The sequence below is a fragment of the Pedobacter heparinus genome, assembly GCF_032678725.1.
Taxonomy (GTDB): Bacteria; Bacteroidota; Bacteroidia; order Sphingobacteriales; family Sphingobacteriaceae; genus Pedobacter; species Pedobacter heparinus_A.
In genome coordinates this window covers 58,877-74,364 of record NZ_JAVTSC010000014.1, presented here as the reverse complement: position 1 = coordinate 74,364, position 15,488 = coordinate 58,877, and the positions used below count along the sequence as shown (strand labels likewise).

At 43.9% G+C, this 15,488-nt stretch carries 17 protein-coding genes; 7 read left to right on the top strand and 10 right to left on the bottom strand.

Annotated features, from left to right (window positions below):
* The first annotated feature begins 2 nt into the window (after nucleotides 1–2).
* The 6 genes from R2Q85_RS19495 (at nucleotide 3) to R2Q85_RS19470 (ending at nucleotide 4,381) form a co-directional block, all read left to right on the top strand.
* Nucleotides 3–833 carry a glutamine amidotransferase-related protein gene (locus tag R2Q85_RS19495; RefSeq protein ID WP_316813468.1) on the top strand — a complete coding sequence of 277 codons (831 nt, stop codon included), beginning with the start codon at nucleotides 3–5 and terminating at the stop codon, nucleotides 831–833.
* Nucleotide 834: 1 nt separating this feature from the next.
* On the top strand, nucleotides 835–2,022 hold the full coding sequence (locus R2Q85_RS19490) for a hypothetical protein (protein ID WP_316813467.1): 1,188 nt from the start codon (nucleotides 835–837) through the stop codon (nucleotides 2,020–2,022).
* A gap of 50 nt (nucleotides 2,023–2,072) precedes the next feature.
* Entirely contained in the window at nucleotides 2,073–2,240 is a 168-nt protein-coding gene (locus R2Q85_RS19485; RefSeq protein ID WP_316813466.1) for a FeoB-associated Cys-rich membrane protein, read from the top strand.
* A gap of 11 nt (nucleotides 2,241–2,251) precedes the next feature.
* Complete coding sequence (locus R2Q85_RS19480; protein WP_316813465.1) at nucleotides 2,252–2,842, top strand: Crp/Fnr family transcriptional regulator; 591 nt, start codon at nucleotides 2,252–2,254, stop codon at nucleotides 2,840–2,842.
* Nucleotides 2,843–2,929: 87 nt separating this feature from the next.
* Complete coding sequence (locus tag R2Q85_RS19475) at nucleotides 2,930–3,460, top strand: YceI family protein (RefSeq protein WP_316813464.1); 531 nt, start codon at nucleotides 2,930–2,932, stop codon at nucleotides 3,458–3,460.
* A gap of 48 nt (nucleotides 3,461–3,508) precedes the next feature.
* Nucleotides 3,509–4,381 (top strand): pirin family protein, encoded by an 873-nt coding sequence (locus tag R2Q85_RS19470; protein ID WP_316813463.1) that lies wholly within the window; start codon nucleotides 3,509–3,511, stop codon nucleotides 4,379–4,381.
* Nucleotides 4,382–4,674: 293 nt separating this feature from the next.
* Here the strand turns inward: R2Q85_RS19470 and ispF are convergent, their stop codons facing one another.
* Together ispF and porV are read right to left on the bottom strand one after the other, a co-directional pair.
* Nucleotides 4,675–5,160 (bottom strand): 2-C-methyl-D-erythritol 2,4-cyclodiphosphate synthase, encoded by a 486-nt coding sequence (gene ispF, locus R2Q85_RS19465; RefSeq protein ID WP_316813462.1) that lies wholly within the window; start codon nucleotides 5,158–5,160, stop codon nucleotides 4,675–4,677.
* A gap of 64 nt (nucleotides 5,161–5,224) precedes the next feature.
* Nucleotides 5,225–6,406, bottom strand: coding sequence for a type IX secretion system outer membrane channel protein PorV (gene porV / locus R2Q85_RS19460; protein ID WP_316813461.1), 1,182 nt, complete (start codon nucleotides 6,404–6,406; stop codon nucleotides 5,225–5,227).
* Between the two features lie 215 nt (nucleotides 6,407–6,621).
* Here porV and R2Q85_RS19455 point away from each other — a divergent pair, with 215 nt between their 5' ends.
* Complete coding sequence (locus R2Q85_RS19455) at nucleotides 6,622–8,211, top strand: SUMF1/EgtB/PvdO family nonheme iron enzyme (RefSeq protein WP_316813460.1); 1,590 nt, start codon at nucleotides 6,622–6,624, stop codon at nucleotides 8,209–8,211.
* Here the strand turns inward: R2Q85_RS19455 and R2Q85_RS19450 are convergent.
* Genes R2Q85_RS19450 through R2Q85_RS19415 form a run of 8 tightly spaced genes read right to left on the bottom strand, consistent with a single transcriptional unit; the run spans nucleotide 8,198 to nucleotide 15,486 of the window.
* Nucleotides 8,198–8,692 (bottom strand): acetyl-CoA carboxylase biotin carboxyl carrier protein subunit, encoded by a 495-nt coding sequence (locus R2Q85_RS19450; protein WP_316813459.1) that lies wholly within the window; start codon nucleotides 8,690–8,692, stop codon nucleotides 8,198–8,200. The genes R2Q85_RS19455 and R2Q85_RS19450 overlap by 14 nt on opposite strands.
* 3 nt (nucleotides 8,693–8,695) lie before the next feature.
* Entirely contained in the window at nucleotides 8,696–9,352 is a 657-nt protein-coding gene (locus tag R2Q85_RS19445; protein WP_316813458.1) for a DUF4159 domain-containing protein, read from the bottom strand.
* Nucleotides 9,349–10,053, bottom strand: a complete 705-nt coding sequence (locus tag R2Q85_RS19440; RefSeq protein ID WP_316813457.1) for a 16S rRNA (uracil(1498)-N(3))-methyltransferase — start codon at nucleotides 10,051–10,053, stop codon at nucleotides 9,349–9,351. Before R2Q85_RS19440 ends, R2Q85_RS19445 begins: the two co-directional genes overlap by 4 nt.
* Before the next feature lie 10 nt (nucleotides 10,054–10,063).
* Complete coding sequence (locus R2Q85_RS19435; RefSeq protein ID WP_316813456.1) at nucleotides 10,064–11,380, bottom strand: hemolysin family protein; 1,317 nt, start codon at nucleotides 11,378–11,380, stop codon at nucleotides 10,064–10,066.
* Nucleotides 11,381–11,932 (bottom strand): inorganic diphosphatase, encoded by a 552-nt coding sequence (locus R2Q85_RS19430; protein WP_316813455.1) that lies wholly within the window; start codon nucleotides 11,930–11,932, stop codon nucleotides 11,381–11,383. It abuts the gene before it with no gap.
* Nucleotides 11,933–11,934: 2 nt separating this feature from the next.
* Nucleotides 11,935–12,597, bottom strand: a complete 663-nt coding sequence (locus R2Q85_RS19425; RefSeq protein WP_316813454.1) for a DedA family protein — start codon at nucleotides 12,595–12,597, stop codon at nucleotides 11,935–11,937.
* A gap of 45 nt (nucleotides 12,598–12,642) precedes the next feature.
* A complete protein-coding gene (locus R2Q85_RS19420; RefSeq protein WP_316813453.1) occupies nucleotides 12,643–14,016 on the bottom strand; it encodes an NADH-quinone oxidoreductase subunit N in 1,374 nt (457 codons plus the stop codon).
* Between the two features lie 9 nt (nucleotides 14,017–14,025).
* Nucleotides 14,026–15,486, bottom strand: a complete 1,461-nt coding sequence (locus R2Q85_RS19415) for an NADH-quinone oxidoreductase subunit M (protein WP_316813452.1) — start codon at nucleotides 15,484–15,486, stop codon at nucleotides 14,026–14,028.
* Nucleotides 15,487–15,488 lie beyond the last annotated feature (2 nt).

Here is a 15,488-nt window from a genome sequence, read left to right as displayed (position 1 = left end):
GAATGAGCGATAGAAATAAGATAAGTGTTGCGGTTATTGACATGAATAACGGGGTAATCAACCAGGGGATGCGCGGGATACAGGAGATCTTAACACGCTACCGGGAGGAGATGGATATTGATCTGCATTTTGAGGTATTTGATTTAAGGCAAAAAGGCGAAATACCAGACCTGGACCATGACATTTACATTTCAAGCGGGGGGCCTGGCAGCCCTTACGATGGAGAAGGGCAGCCTTGGGAAAATGACTTTTTTAGCCTCCTGGATAAGATTTTAGCTTTTAATGCGCTGCAGGAACTGAACAAAAAACATGTTTTTTTAATCTGCCATTCTTTTCAGATGGCCTGCAGGAAATTCGGACTTGGCCAGGTGGTCAAAAGACGATCCACGGCTTTTGGTATTTTCCCTGTTTTTTTAACCGAAGCCGGTGAAGATGATGTATTGTTTAGTGGGCTGACCAATCCCTTTTTTACGGTAGATAGCAGGGACTGGCAGGTCACCAACCCGGAGGACGCACTGTTTGCGGTTGCGGATACCCAGGTCCTGGCACTCGAAAAAGAGCGTCCGCACGTCGACCTGGACCGCTGTGTGATGGCCATCCGCTTTACCAACGAGATTGTAGGCACACAGTTTCATCCGGAGGCCGACCCCCTTGGCATGAAACGTTACCTGTTACAGGAAGACAAGAAGGCGGGCATTATTGCCAACCATGGGGAAGAGAAATATATGGACATGCTGAACAGCCTGGAAGATCCGGCACGCATTCAACTTACCCAGCGGATCGTGCTGCCCAATTTTTTAAACCGGGCCATCAACGCTTTACAGGAGGCATAACATGATTGAAGGATACAGGAAAGCATTTAACGAATCCTTTTCGGTTGAAAAATATGAGGAGTTGATCCTGTCGCTGCAAAAGAGTTTGACTACCATTCCCTTCAGGGTTGCCGAAACACCGGTATTTATCCCCACTGATTTAAAAGATCAACTGGTTGCTGCCGGAGCAGAAATTATTGCACTGATCAGACGGCCTGATTTTAAATCCCTCAGCGCAGCTGCCATTCCAGCAGAATGGAATGTTGCCGGGGAGAATGACCATCCCCACTTCCTGACATTCGATTTCGGCATTTGCAAAGATGAGCAGGGCAGGCTGGTACCCAAACTGATTGAAATGCAGGGCTTCCCCTCCTTATATGGTTTCCAACCTGTACTGGCCAAAACTTATAAAGAAGTGTTTGATTTACCAGATGGTTTAACTCCATATTTTGAAGGTTTAAAAGAGGATGAATACATCGCAATGCTTAAAAAAGTGATCTTAGGGCCATATCAGCCTTATGAAGTTGCCCTGATGGATATCGACGCTCCGGCACAAAAAACACTAATCGACTTTTTGATTACCCATGAATTCCTGGGGATAAAAATACTGAGCCTGACCGATATTTTTAAAGAGGGTCAAAACCTGTATTATTATGAACAGGGGCAAAAAATCCAGTTAAAAAGGATATACAACCGATTGATCTTCGATGAGATTGCAGGGCAGACCGGGCTGTTTAGCCAAAGTTTTGACCCAAGGGAAGCGCTGAACATAGAATGGATCACCCATCCGAACTGGTTTTACCGGATCAGCAAATACACCATGCCTTTCCTCAAAAGCAATTTTATACCAGAAACCTGGTTTTTAGACCAGCTGAAAAACATCCCTGCCGACCTGGAAAATTACGTATTGAAACCTTTATTTTCTTTTGCCGGAATGGGGGTAATTATTGAGGTAACGGCAGCAGATATTAAAGCGATTACAGATCCTCAGAACTGGATATTACAGCGGAAAGTGGAATATGCACCGGTAGTGCAGGCCCCGGATGCCCGGGTAAAAGCCGAGATCAGGCTGATGTATTTATGGGCAGATGGAGAAGACCCGAAGCTTTGCATTTCACTGGTCAGGTTAAGCCGGGGCAAAATGATCGGTGTGAGGTACAATAAAGATTTTGACTGGGTAGGCGGAACAATCGGCCTGATGGAACAGTAAATTTACATTTAACAGACCCCCTTTGCAGCAGGGCTTATTATTTTTGTACTATGGATAGTCAAACCATTTTAGTCGCTATACTTTTTGCAGCCGCCTTATTTTACCTGGGCCGCATCATTTATCGTGCACTAACTCCTAAAAGCGGGGGTTGTGCCTCCAATTGCGGTAAATGCAGCGTGGATTTCTCCAATATTGAACCTGACAAAAATAGATCTTAGCGATATCACCTATGCTGGAGCAGTTTAAAGCCTATTTACAAAACAAAGTAGCCCTTACAGATGAGCAGTTCACGCTCATTTCCGACAAGCTGAAAATAAAGAATTTTGAAAGAAACGAGATGATCCTGATGAAAGGAGAAGTTTCTGCACATGGCTATTTTGTAATGAGCGGACTGTTGCGCAGTTATTCCATAGACAGCAAGGGCAAAACCCATATCATCCAGTTCGCACCCGAACAATGGTGGCTATCTGACCGCAACGGCATGTTGTTTAACGAGGCTTCTGAATTCTTTATAGATGCCATTGAACATACACAGGCAGTGGTCATCCCGAAGGATTATATCAATGAGGCGGCAAAGATTGTACCCTGTATGCATGATCTGAACCATACCATACTGAACAATTCCATCAGGTTTATGCAAAAAAGGATCAATATGCTGCTCAGTGCAACTGCAGAGGAGCGCTACCTGAATTTCATCAAACTCTATCCCAACCTCACTTTGAGGGTACCGCAGTGGATGATCGCCTCTTACCTGGGCATTACTCCTGAATCGCTGAGCAGGGTCCGCAAAGACCTGGCCCATAAGCACTTTAAACCTTAACGATTTCTTATCATACATCAATGCCTGGCTAAACATAGTGCTGTAACTTTGTGTTGTTAATTAAGAAAAACTAAAAACAACAATACTATGGCAACTACAAACTGGGCATTAGATCCTACACACAGTGAACTTCAATTTAAAGTAAAACACCTGATGATTACTACAGTAACCGGTAGTCTGAATGCATTAACTGCATCCTTAACTGCTGAAGCTGATGATTTCGAAAATGCACAGGTAAAATTTGAAGCAGAAACCGCTTCTATAAATACCGGAAATAGTGACCGGGACAATCACCTGAAAAGCGGAGATTTCTTCAATGCCGATGAATTCCCTAAAGTAACTTTTGAATCTACTGCTTTTACCAAAGACGGTGATGACTATACCTTAACAGGTGATTTAACCATTAAAGGAGTAACAAAACCTGTAAAATTAGCTGTCGAATTTGGGGGCATTGCAACAGATCCATGGGGCAACACCAAGGCTGGGTTTACGATCAGTGGAAAAATCAACAGAACTGATTTCGGTTTAACCTGGAACGCGGCCCTGGAAACCGGTGGTGTGATGGTGAGTGAAGAAGTTAAAATTTTAGGTGAATTACAGTTCGTAAAACAAGCCTGATCAAAATACAATAAGCATCCAGGTCAATAAAATAAGAAAGGAGACAAATTGGAAGCGAATATTAAAGAGGTTGCCGGGGTTTTGAATGCTCCGGCACCACACATGGTTGGTGATGGGTTCAGGGTACATAACTTTTTCCCAAGTGGGTACCGGCTTAAAATGAGCCCCTTCTTTTTGCTCGATTACAATGCCAAAATCGCATTCTCGGCAAGAAATGAACCCCGGGGCGTTGGAGTACACCCACACAGGGGCTTTGAAACGGTAACCATCGCCTATCATGGTGCGGTGGCACATCACGACAGCGCAGGCAACAGTGGTGTGATCTACCCGGGTGATGTACAGTGGATGAGTGCTGCCGGCGGCATCTTGCACAAAGAGTACCATGAAGCGGAATACAGCAAAAAAGGTGGTGATTTTCAGATGGTGCAGCTTTGGGTTAACCTGCCTGCAAAGGATAAAATGAGCAAACCTAAATACCAGGGTATCAAACATGAGGACCTTGCGAAATTTGAATTGCCAGCCAATGCCGGTGAAGTTGAAGTGATCGCCGGAGCATACAATGGGCTAAAAGGTTCTGCCAGTACTTTTTCTCCGATGCAGGTATTTAATGCAAGGCTGAACAAAGGCGGAAAAGCAACATTTGATTTTCCGGCAAACTACAATACCGGTTTTGTAATTGTGGAGGGGCAGATTAAAGTGAACGGCTCAGAAATTGCTGAAGCCGATCAGTTTGTACATTTTAAAAATGAGGGTACAACAATTGAAGTCGAAGCTTTGGAAAACAGCGTGGTCCTGATACTTAGTGGCGAACCCATCAATGAACCGATTGCCCAGTACGGCCCGTTTTTGATGAATACCGCAGAGGAGATCCAGCAGGCGATCAGTGATTATAACCAGGGGAAATTCGGATACCTAGAATAGAAAAATAACCGTTCTCTTCAAAGGCTGGAAAAAGTTGCGCTGAAGAAGCGCAAATTATTCCTATGCCTTCTCAGAGAAGGTAATTTTTCTGTTAACTGGGCGCATAAGCAGGGTATTTAATGAAAATCTCCCCAAACTGTATGCAGAAAATCCGGATGACATGTTATAATTAATTCAGCGTCATGCTAAAGCACCCTGCTAAGCGCAAAAAATTACCTTTTCTGAAGCGGCATAGCATCTTTCGCCCCTTCGGCGAATTATGCAGCCGATGAAGAAAACGGTTATTTTTTGCGCTAAATTATTTTTTTCTCAATCAAACACACCGCATACGCAACCACCCCCTCTTCTCTGCCTATAAATCCCATTTGTTCATTGGTCGTGGCTTTGATAGAAATGTCATCTGTTGAAATTCCAGCTGCTTCGGCAATATTTTTTTGCATAGCCGGGATATGTGGGTTTATTTTTGGTGCCTCAATACAAAGCATCGCATCGATATTACCAATTTCATAGTTCCTTTCGTTGAGCAGTTTCACCGTTTCTTTCAATAAAATCAAACTGCTGATCCCTTTCCATTGGGGGTCAGTATTTTTAAAATGGAAGCCAATATCCCTTAAATTGGCCGCACCAAGTAAGGCATCGCATATCGCATGCAACAGTACATCAGCATCCGAATGCCCAAAAGCTCCACTGTGGTGTTCCAGGTTAACCCCCCCTATGATAAACGGATGATTTTCTTTTAACTGGTGTACATCAAACCCAAAACCTACTTTAATCTTCATGATATGCTATATTGTTATTTCAATTGTGTGGTCTGCCCGATCAAAACCCAACTGCCCTTTCGGCTTAAAACTGACTATTGCCAAAATTAAACAGCAGCGTAAACCTTAAAGTATTGGCCAAGGGGCTTTTTTCCGCATTGGCCAGCAGATAGGCGATATCTATATTAAATACATTGTATTTTAATCCTGCACCAAGCGTTGCGTAACGCCGGTTCCCTTTATTGGGATTTTCATAAAAATAACCGGCCCTGAGGGCAAACTGCTGGTTATACCAGTATTCCATGCCCAGGGCAATATTTACCTCTTTCAATTCCTCACTAAAACCTCCAGGTGCATCTGTAAATGACCCAAAGATTCCGGCAGGAACCGAGCGGTCAGGATCTTTTCCTGCAATGATCTTTCCATTTGCATCATAAACAGGCTGCGTAGGCACCAGCAACTTGTTAAAGTCTAAAGCAAAAGTGAACTGGCTGTAGTCATCAATAAGGAAAGTTGAAGCCCCTCCTATTTTCATATTTGTCGGTAAAAAGCCCTTGGTTCCACTATCCGAATAGCTGACTTTGGTGCCGATATTGGAAAGGTTAAGACCCGCGGAAAGAATGGCATCCTTTCCTAGAAATACGGTAGGCTTTTTAAAATAAGCCGATACATCCACAGCGATCGCCGTGCCCCCATGTGTTTGCTGCCCTGCAGCAAACTGTCCTGAAGTCAGGTTAGAATAAATATACCTCAAAGAACTGCCCAAAGCAAAAGATTCGCCCATCTGCCTGGCATAGGTCACATCAAAAGCAAGTTCACTCGGGGAATAAACACCAAGGTCATTTTGATTGATGTCTGTTAACTGGATCTCGCCCAGGTTAAAATACCGCAGGGAACTGCCAATTGTAGTCCGTGCATCCGGTTTATAAAAACCCGCCAGGTAAGTTAAGTTTACATCCGGGACCAGACTTTTTAGCCATGGGCTATACGAAACCGAAAAGCCATATTTCTTATCTAAAAACGCAAGTTTGGAAGGATTTATACCCATTGCATTGGCATCGGGCTGAACCGCCACCCCTGCATCGCCCATACTTCCGGCCCGGGCATCCGGCATGATCAGTAAAAAAGGAACAGCGGTGATGATACTATTGCGCTCACTGCCATTAGTTTGCGTACCAGGCAATACCTCCTGGGCAAATGCCTCATTGCAGACAGCAACCAGAACGAAGCAGCTCAAAGCAGTTTCAACAAGGCATTTCAAATTCATCCGCTAGGCTATAACTAAACAACTATTGTTTCGCAAGTTAACATAGTGTTCCATAATTTCAAAGTATTGCCAGACTTGTTAATAGTATTATTATGTTATTTTTTGATACAATATTGCATCCTATTCTAACTTTATTAACAATGTTCTTGTTACATAAACCTTTTTTTGTGTAATTTTAACTCTTAGTAGAAAAAGAAGCATTATATCATTCCCATATGAAGAAAATATACTTATACTTACTCCTGTCCTTTGTGGTGACAAGCGGGCTGGTTTCCTGTAAATCTAAATCAGGCAAATCAGACAAAACCGGCATGGATTACAACAAACAGGAATACGGCGGTTTTGTGGTAAACAATAAGTACAGACGTGGTCCGGGGCCAGGGCTGGTAGAAATAGAAGGTGGAGTTTTTGTGATGAGCGGCAGCGCGATCAATGTGCCCGGACAGGAACTGAGTTCTTATAACCACAAACGGGAAACCACTGTTTCTTCGTTTTACATGGATGAAACAGAAGTTTCCAACACCAACTGGCTGGAATACCTGAACTGGATAAGCACCAATTTCCCTAAAGATTACGAGTACTATTATAATGAAATGCCCGATACACTGGTTTGGCGCAGACCGCTTTCTTATAATGAGCCTTATGTAGACAATTATTTAAGACACCCCGCTTACCAGGATTATCCTGTAGTAGGTGTTTCCTGGGAACAGGCCGGCAGGTATTGTGAGTGGCGGACAGACCGGGTGAATGAATATTTGTTACGCCAGCGTGGTTATATGACCACTTTTAAAGAGCTGAATGGCGGTGCAAAGGGTAATGCTACAGCTGCTGCTACGCCAAGGCCTACAGGCCCATTTAATACGGATACTTACCTGAGCGGACAATATGACGATAAAGGTAAAAATGCCATGAAAGACCTGAACCCTGCCAATGCAGCGGCTGGCACAGCTACCGCTGGTGGCCGGAATGCACCTAAAAGAAATGTACGGTTGGAAGATGGTATTTTGAAACAGCCTTACCGCCTGCCTACAGAAGCAGAATGGGAATACGCCGCATTAGGACTGATCGGCAACACCCAATATGAAAACATCAGCAGCAATAAAATTTACCCATGGAGTGGTTTGGGTATGAGCTCTGCAAAGAAAAGCACCAGGGGTTTAATCCTGGCCAATTTCAAAAGGACCAAGGGCGATTATATGGGTGTTGGTGGGTCCCTGAACGATAAAGGAAGTATCACAGTTGCAGTCAGGTCATACACACCAAATGATTTTGGCCTGTACAACATGGCTGGAAACGTAAATGAATGGGTTGCAGATGTATACCGCTCCAACACTTTTGAGGCTGCGGATGCTTTTAATCCATACCGGGGTAACTATTATCAGGACAAAAAGATTGCCGATCCTGCTACCGGAAAGATTGCAATTGACAAGTACAACAAACCAGTCATGACCGATGCGCTTTATGCAAAAAAGCAAACCTGGGCTGAAAAACAGGCTGCAGCAGCGAAACCTGCAGATTCGGTAAAAAATACTTATGCCGACCAGAGGGGCTACAGAGATCCTCAAAATGAGCTTTATGGCGAAATTACCCTGATCAATGACAAATCCAGGGTATACAAAGGTGGTTCATGGAATGACCAGGCGCTCTGGTTAAATCCTGCGAGCAGAAGATACATGCAACAGGATGAAGCTACAGCAGACATTGGCTTCAGGTGTGCCATGACCATGCTGGGTGCGCCAGAGATCAGGTCATCAGGTAAACCTCAGTTTAAGTCAAAACCGGCAAGACCATTTAAAAGCAGATAAGAATTTCGTTTTTTTCTACTTTATGCCCTTTACGGATCAGGATTTTCTTAATGGTACCGGTGGCAGGTGATTTGATGATATTTTCCATCTTCATGGCTTCGAGTACAAGCAGGTTGTCACCTTTGTTCACCTCTTGTCCTTCTTCCACCAATACGCTTAACACCAGGCCCGGCATTGGCGCTTTTATTTCCTGAACCTTACTGGCCATGGCCGTATCCAGGCCAAGCTGCTTCAGCAAAAGGTCGTACTGGTCTTGAATGGTAACATGGTATACCGTACCATTTACCTTAATGACACTGCTTTTTTCAGCCTTCTCTTCTGAAACCAGCTCAATCTGGTAAGACCTGTTCTGATAAATGAGGTGCATATTTTTTTCGGACAATATAGCGGAATCAACCGAGATGGACTGCCCGTCTACCCTAAGCACCTTATTGGCAACCTCTATATCGAAATCGTAATGATCATTTACTTTTACTTTCATATATCATTGTGTTAGCGCATACTGAACCAGATTTGCGCCCATTTTAAGTGCCATGTTGCGCTTATCCTGGGTATCCTCAGGGTAAGTCCCGAAATCCTCCCAGCCATTCCCCAGGTCGCATTCATAAGTGTAAAAACAAACTATCCTGCCCTGCCATACCAGCGCATATCCTTTCGCAGCTTTACCATCATGTTCATGGATCTTTGGCAATCCATTTGGAAACTTAAATTTCTGATTATACAACATATGGTTGGGTGGCAGTTCAACAAAAGACAATTCCGGAAAGACCTTTTTCATCTCTGTACGGATAAACTTGTCCAGTCCGTAATTGTCGTCGATGTGCAGAAAACCACCGCCAGCCAAATACCTGCGCAGGTTGCTGGCTTCAGCAGTACTAAAAACCACATTGCCATGGCCAGTAAGGTAAACAAAAGGATAGTTAAACAGTTCAGCACTGCCCACCTCTACAATGGCTTCCTGTTGGGCAAAATTGGTTTTCAGGTTTTTATTGCAAAAATCGATGAGGTTAGGAAGCGCCGTACGATTGGCATACCAGTCGCCCCCACCATTGTATTTCAATTTGGCCATTTTATAGGTAGGCACCCGAAAACTGCTCTGCAGTACCAATAAGCATAAAAGTCCAATTAACCTGATCTTCATCTGTTTAAATAATTCACTTCAAAACAGGCGGCCAGCGCGGCTGTCTCTGTACGTAACCGCGTATCACCTAAAGTTAGGGGTTTATAGCCACTTTGCAAAGCCCTTTCAATTTCATTACCCGTAAAATCACCTTCCGGTCCGATCAGTATGGTGTATCTGCCGGCAGGTTTGATCACATCGCTGATGAATTGCCTGGCTTCGCCAGCTACACAATGCGCGATCATTTTAACGCTGTCCTGCTCCGAATTTAAAAAAGCGGATAAACTGGTTTGCGGATTTAAAATAGGGTGATAAGCTTGCAGGGACTGTTTTACAGCAGCCGTGATCACCTTGGCCAAACGGTCTTCCTTGACCACTTTACGCTCAGACCGCTCACAGATCACGGGCGTAATCTCTTCAATACCTATCTCCGTGGCCTTTTCCAGGAACCACTCCAGGCGGTCTATGTTCTTGGTAGGCGCTACCGCAATATGAAGGTGGTGCTGGCGTTTATGGTACTCCTTTTGAACCTCCAGGATTTTCAGGCTTACCTGCTTCCTGGATTCACCGGTAATCTCCGCCTTGTACAAGCCCCCCAGGCCATCAATCAGGTATACCTGGGCACCAATGCCCAGTCTCAGTACTTTCGTACAATGCCTGCTCTCCTCCTCATTCAGTACATACACATCCGAGCTGATGTCAGGCGTATAAAAAACATGCATGGCTTTGATTTTAGTGTAGGTCCACCATATCGCTCTTACTGATCACCAGTTCCAGCTTTATGGTCTCTATATTCTGTTCCGTTTTCTTTAAAATGGTAAACAAATAACCATAACACTCTTCACTATCGCCCACCTCTGGTATTTTACCAAAAGCATGCGAAACCAATCCGCCAACCGTATCAAAATCCTCGTCCTCAGGCAGGTCATGCGGCAGGTGCTCGTTTACGTCGTAAACAGTGGCATAAGCATTGATGATAAATTCCGTATCCGATATTTTCTCTACCGTAGGTTTTTCTTCGTCATACTCGTCCTGTATCTCCCCAACAATCTCTTCCACGATATCCTCCAGGGTAACCATACCAGCGGTACCGCCAAACTCATCGATCACGATGGCGATCTGTATGCGCTTTTGCTGAAGCTCGCTCAGCAGGTCGTTAATTTTCTTGGTCTCAGGAACAAAATAAGGCTTCCTGATGATGTCGGCTAATACCCAGTCCTTATTATCAGCCAATAAAGGAAGGAGATCCTTCGCATGTACAATACCGATGATCTTGTCAATGATATCATCATATACCGGCAAGCGGGAATATCCTTCCGCAATGATTTTCTCTACAACTTCTCTTTTGGGTGTAGAAAGCTCTACGCCCATAATTTTGGTTCGGGGAACCATGATATTTTTTACCACGCGCTCATTAAAATCAAAAACGTTTTTAATCAGCTCATGTTCATTGGTGTCCAGTGCCCCGCTTTCCTTACCCTGATCCAGTAAATAATAAAGCTCTTCAGTGCTGTGAACGGCGTCATGTCCGCCAACACTCGAAATGCCAAACAATTTAAGTACCACATTGGCAAATCCGTTCAACACCCAGATAAATGGCCTGAATATCAAATAAAAGCCTTGTAGCGGCAGTGCGATAAAAAGCGTGGTGGCCACAGGTCTTTGGATGGCCACAGATTTTGGTGCCAGCTCTCCGAAAACAATGTGCATTACAGTAATGAACAGGAAGGCTAGTCCGGTAGAAATAGAGGTAATATAGATCTCCGAAAGGGAGAAATTGATCAGCAGGTCATGTACGATACTGTGCATGACCGACTCACCTACCCAACCTAAACCCAATGAGGCCAAAGTGATCCCCAGTTGTGTTGCGGCCAGATAACCATCCAAATGCTGGGTAATGTGTTTTGCGATATTCGCAACCCGGCTACCAGATTTAGCTTTTATCTCAATCTGAGATGCCCGTACCTTTACAATTGCAAACTCTGCAGCAACGAAAAAGCCATTTAGGGCAACCAGAAAAAAGGTAAAAAATATTTTAAATGCTTCCATTTAAGATTTATTTCTAAACTTCTCGTCGTAAAGCGCTATGCTTTCCTGTATTACTTTGTGGGCATAACGTACACCCAATAAATGTTCAATCGTTACCTTCTTTTCTTCCAATGCCTTATAATCCTGAAAAAACTTCACGATCTCTTTCATGGCGTGTGGCGGCAGTTCGGCCAGGTCGTTGATGTAATTCACCGACATGTCGTTCTTGGCTACCGCAATGATCTTGTCATCCTGTTCGCCATTGTCAACCATATGCATGACGCCAATTACCTTGGCCTCGATAATGGTCATCGGGTATACATCCACAGAACACAGTACCAGGATGTCCAATGGGTCATTGTCATCGCAATACGTTTGCGGGATAAAACCATAGTTTGCAGGATACATTACTGAAGAAAACAGCACACGGTCTAATTTGATCAGGTTCGAATCCTTATCAATTTCGTACTTCGCTTTTGATCCTTTAGGAATTTCAATAATGGCATTCACAATCTCCGGCAGGTTATCGCCCGGAGAAACACTGTGCCATGGGTGATGGTCGTCTTTACTCATTTTTATTGTTCAGTATTTGATAATTCGTCACTGTTATCCTTCACTACTTTCTTTCTCACAAATGTAACGATGAGCGGAATAGTGGTAATAACAATAAAACCTATAATTATGTATAATAAATAGTCGTTAATTTCTTTTTCAAATCTTCTGCCCAGAAAATAACCAAGCAAAGTTAAGGATGCTATCCAAATTATTGCACCCGAAATGTTATATAAAGCAAATCTTTTAAAATCCAGTTTTACAACCCCTGCAAAAATCGGCGCAAATGTTCTTACAATTGGCACAAACCGGCCCATGATCAGGGCAAAGGCGCCCTGCTTGTGGTAATATTCTTCCGCTGCCTTTAAATAACGTCTCTTAAAGAAGAAAGACTCTTTCCGGTGATAGAGCACCGGGCCGGTCTTTCGGCCGAACCAGTAGCCAACAAAATTGCCTGAAACTGCAGAAACGACCAGCCCAAAAATCAGGACATATATGTTCACATCTAATTTACCCGTGGCAACAAACATCCCGGCAAGAAACAAAAGGTAATCCCCGGGAAGAAAAAACCCAAAGAACAAGCCCGTCTCGGCAAAGATCACAAACATTACAACGTAAAAACCACCTTCTCTAAGTAATTTTTCGGGATCAATGAAGTGCTGTAATGAATTCCAGAAATCTTGCATATTTCAATTATTCGTAAAACTACAAATAATTATCAATGAAATCCATTATATCAGATTTAAAATTACTGATGGATATACCCCCAGAATTATAGTGATCACAACAGATAAAACCAATACCAGCTGATACTGAAAAGGAGTTTGCAGTTCCGTGTCATGCCCTTCTTTGAAGTACATGGCCACAATCACTTTAAAGTAATAATAGAAGCCTACCAGCGCATTTAAAATGGCAAAAGCCACCAGATATACCTGGTATTCGCTCATCACATTCACAAACATCAGGTATTTTCCGATAAAACCAGCAGTAAGTGGTATACCAGCCAAAGACAACATGGCAACAGTAAGCATCAGTGCCGTGAAAGGATTGCGTTTGGCCAAACCATTAAAGCTCTCAAAATTATCATTACCTGTACGCTGTTTAACCAGGATCAATACCGCAAAGGCGATAATGGTAGCAAAGGTATAGGCCGAAGCATAAACCAGTACATTGCTGGCCGAACTTGCTGTTAGCGTGATCAGCGAGAACAACAGGTAACCCGCATGTGAAACACTGGAATAGGTCAGCATTCTTTTAAAGTTTTTCTGGAACAGGGCCGTAACATTACCGATCAGCAAAGTAAGGCAGACGATTCCCATCAAAGGGGGCAGCCAGAAATCATGCAATGGTGCAAAGGTACCCGCAAATAAACGTAGAAATGCCGCAAAGCCGGCAGTTTTCACCACAGTAGCCATAAATGTAGTGATCAACGTAGGCGACCCCTCATACACATCGGGTACCCAGAAATGAAACGGTGCCGCGCCAATCTTGAAACACAGACCGATGATCAGCAGGATCACACCCGGATAAAACATCGGAGAAATGGCCTGGTAGTTACCCACCAGGTATTTATTGATGACCTCCAGATCGAAAGACCCTGTTGCCCCATAGATCAGTGTAATGCCAAACAGCAAAAAGCCGGTTGAAAAGGCACCCATCAGGAAATACTTTAAAGCCGCCTCATTAGAAGCAAAATTACTTTTCCGGATACCGGCAAGGATGTATAAACTAACCGACATGATCTCCAGGCCGATGAACAGCATCGACATGTTCTGATAAGAAACCATGATCACTATACCTGCCAGCGCAAAAAGTATAAGGGTAAAATATTCAGCAATATTTTCACTGTTTGCAGCAAAATAGTTTTGGGTAAGCATAAATATAAGGAAAGTCCCTGCAATGGTCAATCCGGTAAAGGCCAGTGCAAAATTGTCCATTTGCATCATCCCATAATACGTTTGGTCCGTGTTCCATGCGGTCACTACAAATGCCAGCGAAGTCAGCAAACCAAGTAAGGTAAGGGGTAATAACGCTTTTTTAGCTTTAAACAAACCTGCATAAAGCACCACTAAAGCTGTAACAGTTATTGTTATGATGATATTCATTTCCTGAGTTTACCGAATTAATTTTTGAGTTACCTGTTCTATTAAATGTTGTACCGACGCTTCCGACAATTGTAAAATTGGTTTCGGATACACACCCAAAACAATAATCAGTGCACAGATGATATACAATACCACCTGTTCTGAGCCCTTAATGTCCGTAAAGCCAATGGTCAGCTCATTGGTTTTGCCAAGCATGATATTCTGGTACATCCTGAACATATATACCGCACCAAAAATGATGGTCAGGCCTGCAAATACCGCAGCCCAAAGACTGTACTGATAAATGCCGATCAACAGCAGGAACTCGCCGATAAAGCCGTTCGTTCCTGGCAGGGCCACTGTTCCCAGAACAATGATCAGGAATACGATGGCCAGTTTAGGGGCTTGTTTCGCAATTCCACCCAAATCAGCTATTTTATTGGTATGCAAACGACTGGCGATGATGTCCAGCACAAAGAACAGACCAACCACATTGATTCCATGGCTCAGCATCTGGATCATTGCCCCCTGCATCCCCTGTACATTCAAAGCAAAGATGCCTGCAGCGATCAGACCTACGTGCCCGATAGAGGAATAAGCCACCAGACGTTTGGCGTCCTTCTGCGTAAAAGCAATCAGTGAGGCGTATACCACACCGGTAATAGACAAGATGATGGCCAGTTGCCCCCAGTCCTGCACGCCCGCTGGTACAATAGGCAATAACCATCTGATTACCCCATAAATACCCATTTTAAGCATAATACCCGAAAGCAGCATCGTTCCGGCCGCAGGAGCCTCTGTATAGGTATCCGGCTGCCAGGTATGGAAAGGGAACACCGGCATTTTAATGGCAAAGGCCACAAAGAAAGCCCAGAATATCCAGGTCTGCTGGCTTGAATCTAAATTCAGGCCATAAAAAGCCTGTATGTCAAAATTATTGGCCGGGTTCTGCAAATACAGATAAATGATACCCAGCAGCATAAACAAAGAACCGGCAATGGTATACACAAAGAATTTCATGTTTACCTTAATGCGGTTTTTACCTCCCCAAACGGCACAGATAAAGTAGATCGGAATCAGCGCAGCCTCCCATCCGATATAGAACAGAAAAGCATCCATCGCCGTAAATACAACCAGCAAGCCAGTCTGCATAAACAGGATCAGCGCAAAAAAAGCATGCGCACTTTTATAGGAGTGCTGGTATGCCGAAAGAATGATCAATGGTACCAATACATTGGTCAGCAGTATGGTGATCATACTGATCCCATCTACACCTGCATGAAAACTGATGCCAAGGTCCTTTATCCAGGGGCAGTTTACCACAAACTGCGTACTGGCATCTGGTATAAAATTACATACCATAACCAGGGCCAAGGCCAAAGAAGCGATTGCCGAAGCCAGTGCAACATGCTTTGCCGCATTTCCGGAAAATGCGGTAACCAGGGCGCCAACCAGTGGTAAAAATAGGAGAAGTAGTAAAAGTTGTTCCATTA

Coding starts and splice junctions, on each gene's coding strand:
- R2Q85_RS19475 (WP_316813464.1), top strand. CDS start 2,930: ATGGCAACTACAAACTGGGCATTAGATCCTACACACAGTGAACTTCAA.
- R2Q85_RS19420 (WP_316813453.1), bottom strand. CDS start 14,016: ATGAATATCATCATAACAATAACTGTTACAGCTTTAGTGGTGCTTTAT.
- R2Q85_RS19440 (WP_316813457.1), bottom strand. CDS start 10,053: ATGCATGTTTTTTATACGCCTGACATCAGCTCGGATGTGTATGTACTG.
- R2Q85_RS19425 (WP_316813454.1), bottom strand. CDS start 12,597: ATGCAAGATTTCTGGAATTCATTACAGCACTTCATTGATCCCGAAAAA.
- R2Q85_RS19485 (WP_316813466.1), top strand. CDS start 2,073: ATGGATAGTCAAACCATTTTAGTCGCTATACTTTTTGCAGCCGCCTTA.
- ispF (WP_316813462.1), bottom strand. CDS start 5,160: ATGAAGATTAAAGTAGGTTTTGGGTTTGATGTACACCAGTTAAAAGAA.
- R2Q85_RS19435 (WP_316813456.1), bottom strand. CDS start 11,380: ATGGAAGCATTTAAAATATTTTTTACCTTTTTTCTGGTTGCCCTAAAT.
- R2Q85_RS19445 (WP_316813458.1), bottom strand. CDS start 9,352: ATGAAGATCAGGTTAATTGGACTTTTATGCTTATTGGTACTGCAGAGC.
- R2Q85_RS19490 (WP_316813467.1), top strand. CDS start 835: ATGATTGAAGGATACAGGAAAGCATTTAACGAATCCTTTTCGGTTGAA.
- R2Q85_RS19495 (WP_316813468.1), top strand. CDS start 3: ATGAGCGATAGAAATAAGATAAGTGTTGCGGTTATTGACATGAATAAC.
- R2Q85_RS19415 (WP_316813452.1), bottom strand. CDS start 15,486: ATGGAACAACTTTTACTACTTCTCCTATTTTTACCACTGGTTGGCGCC.
- R2Q85_RS19450 (WP_316813459.1), bottom strand. CDS start 8,692: ATGAAAGTAAAAGTAAATGATCATTACGATTTCGATATAGAGGTTGCC.
- porV (WP_316813461.1), bottom strand. CDS start 6,406: ATGAATTTGAAATGCCTTGTTGAAACTGCTTTGAGCTGCTTCGTTCTG.
- R2Q85_RS19430 (WP_316813455.1), bottom strand. CDS start 11,932: ATGAGTAAAGACGACCATCACCCATGGCACAGTGTTTCTCCGGGCGAT.
- R2Q85_RS19455 (WP_316813460.1), top strand. CDS start 6,622: ATGAAGAAAATATACTTATACTTACTCCTGTCCTTTGTGGTGACAAGC.
- R2Q85_RS19480 (WP_316813465.1), top strand. CDS start 2,252: ATGCTGGAGCAGTTTAAAGCCTATTTACAAAACAAAGTAGCCCTTACA.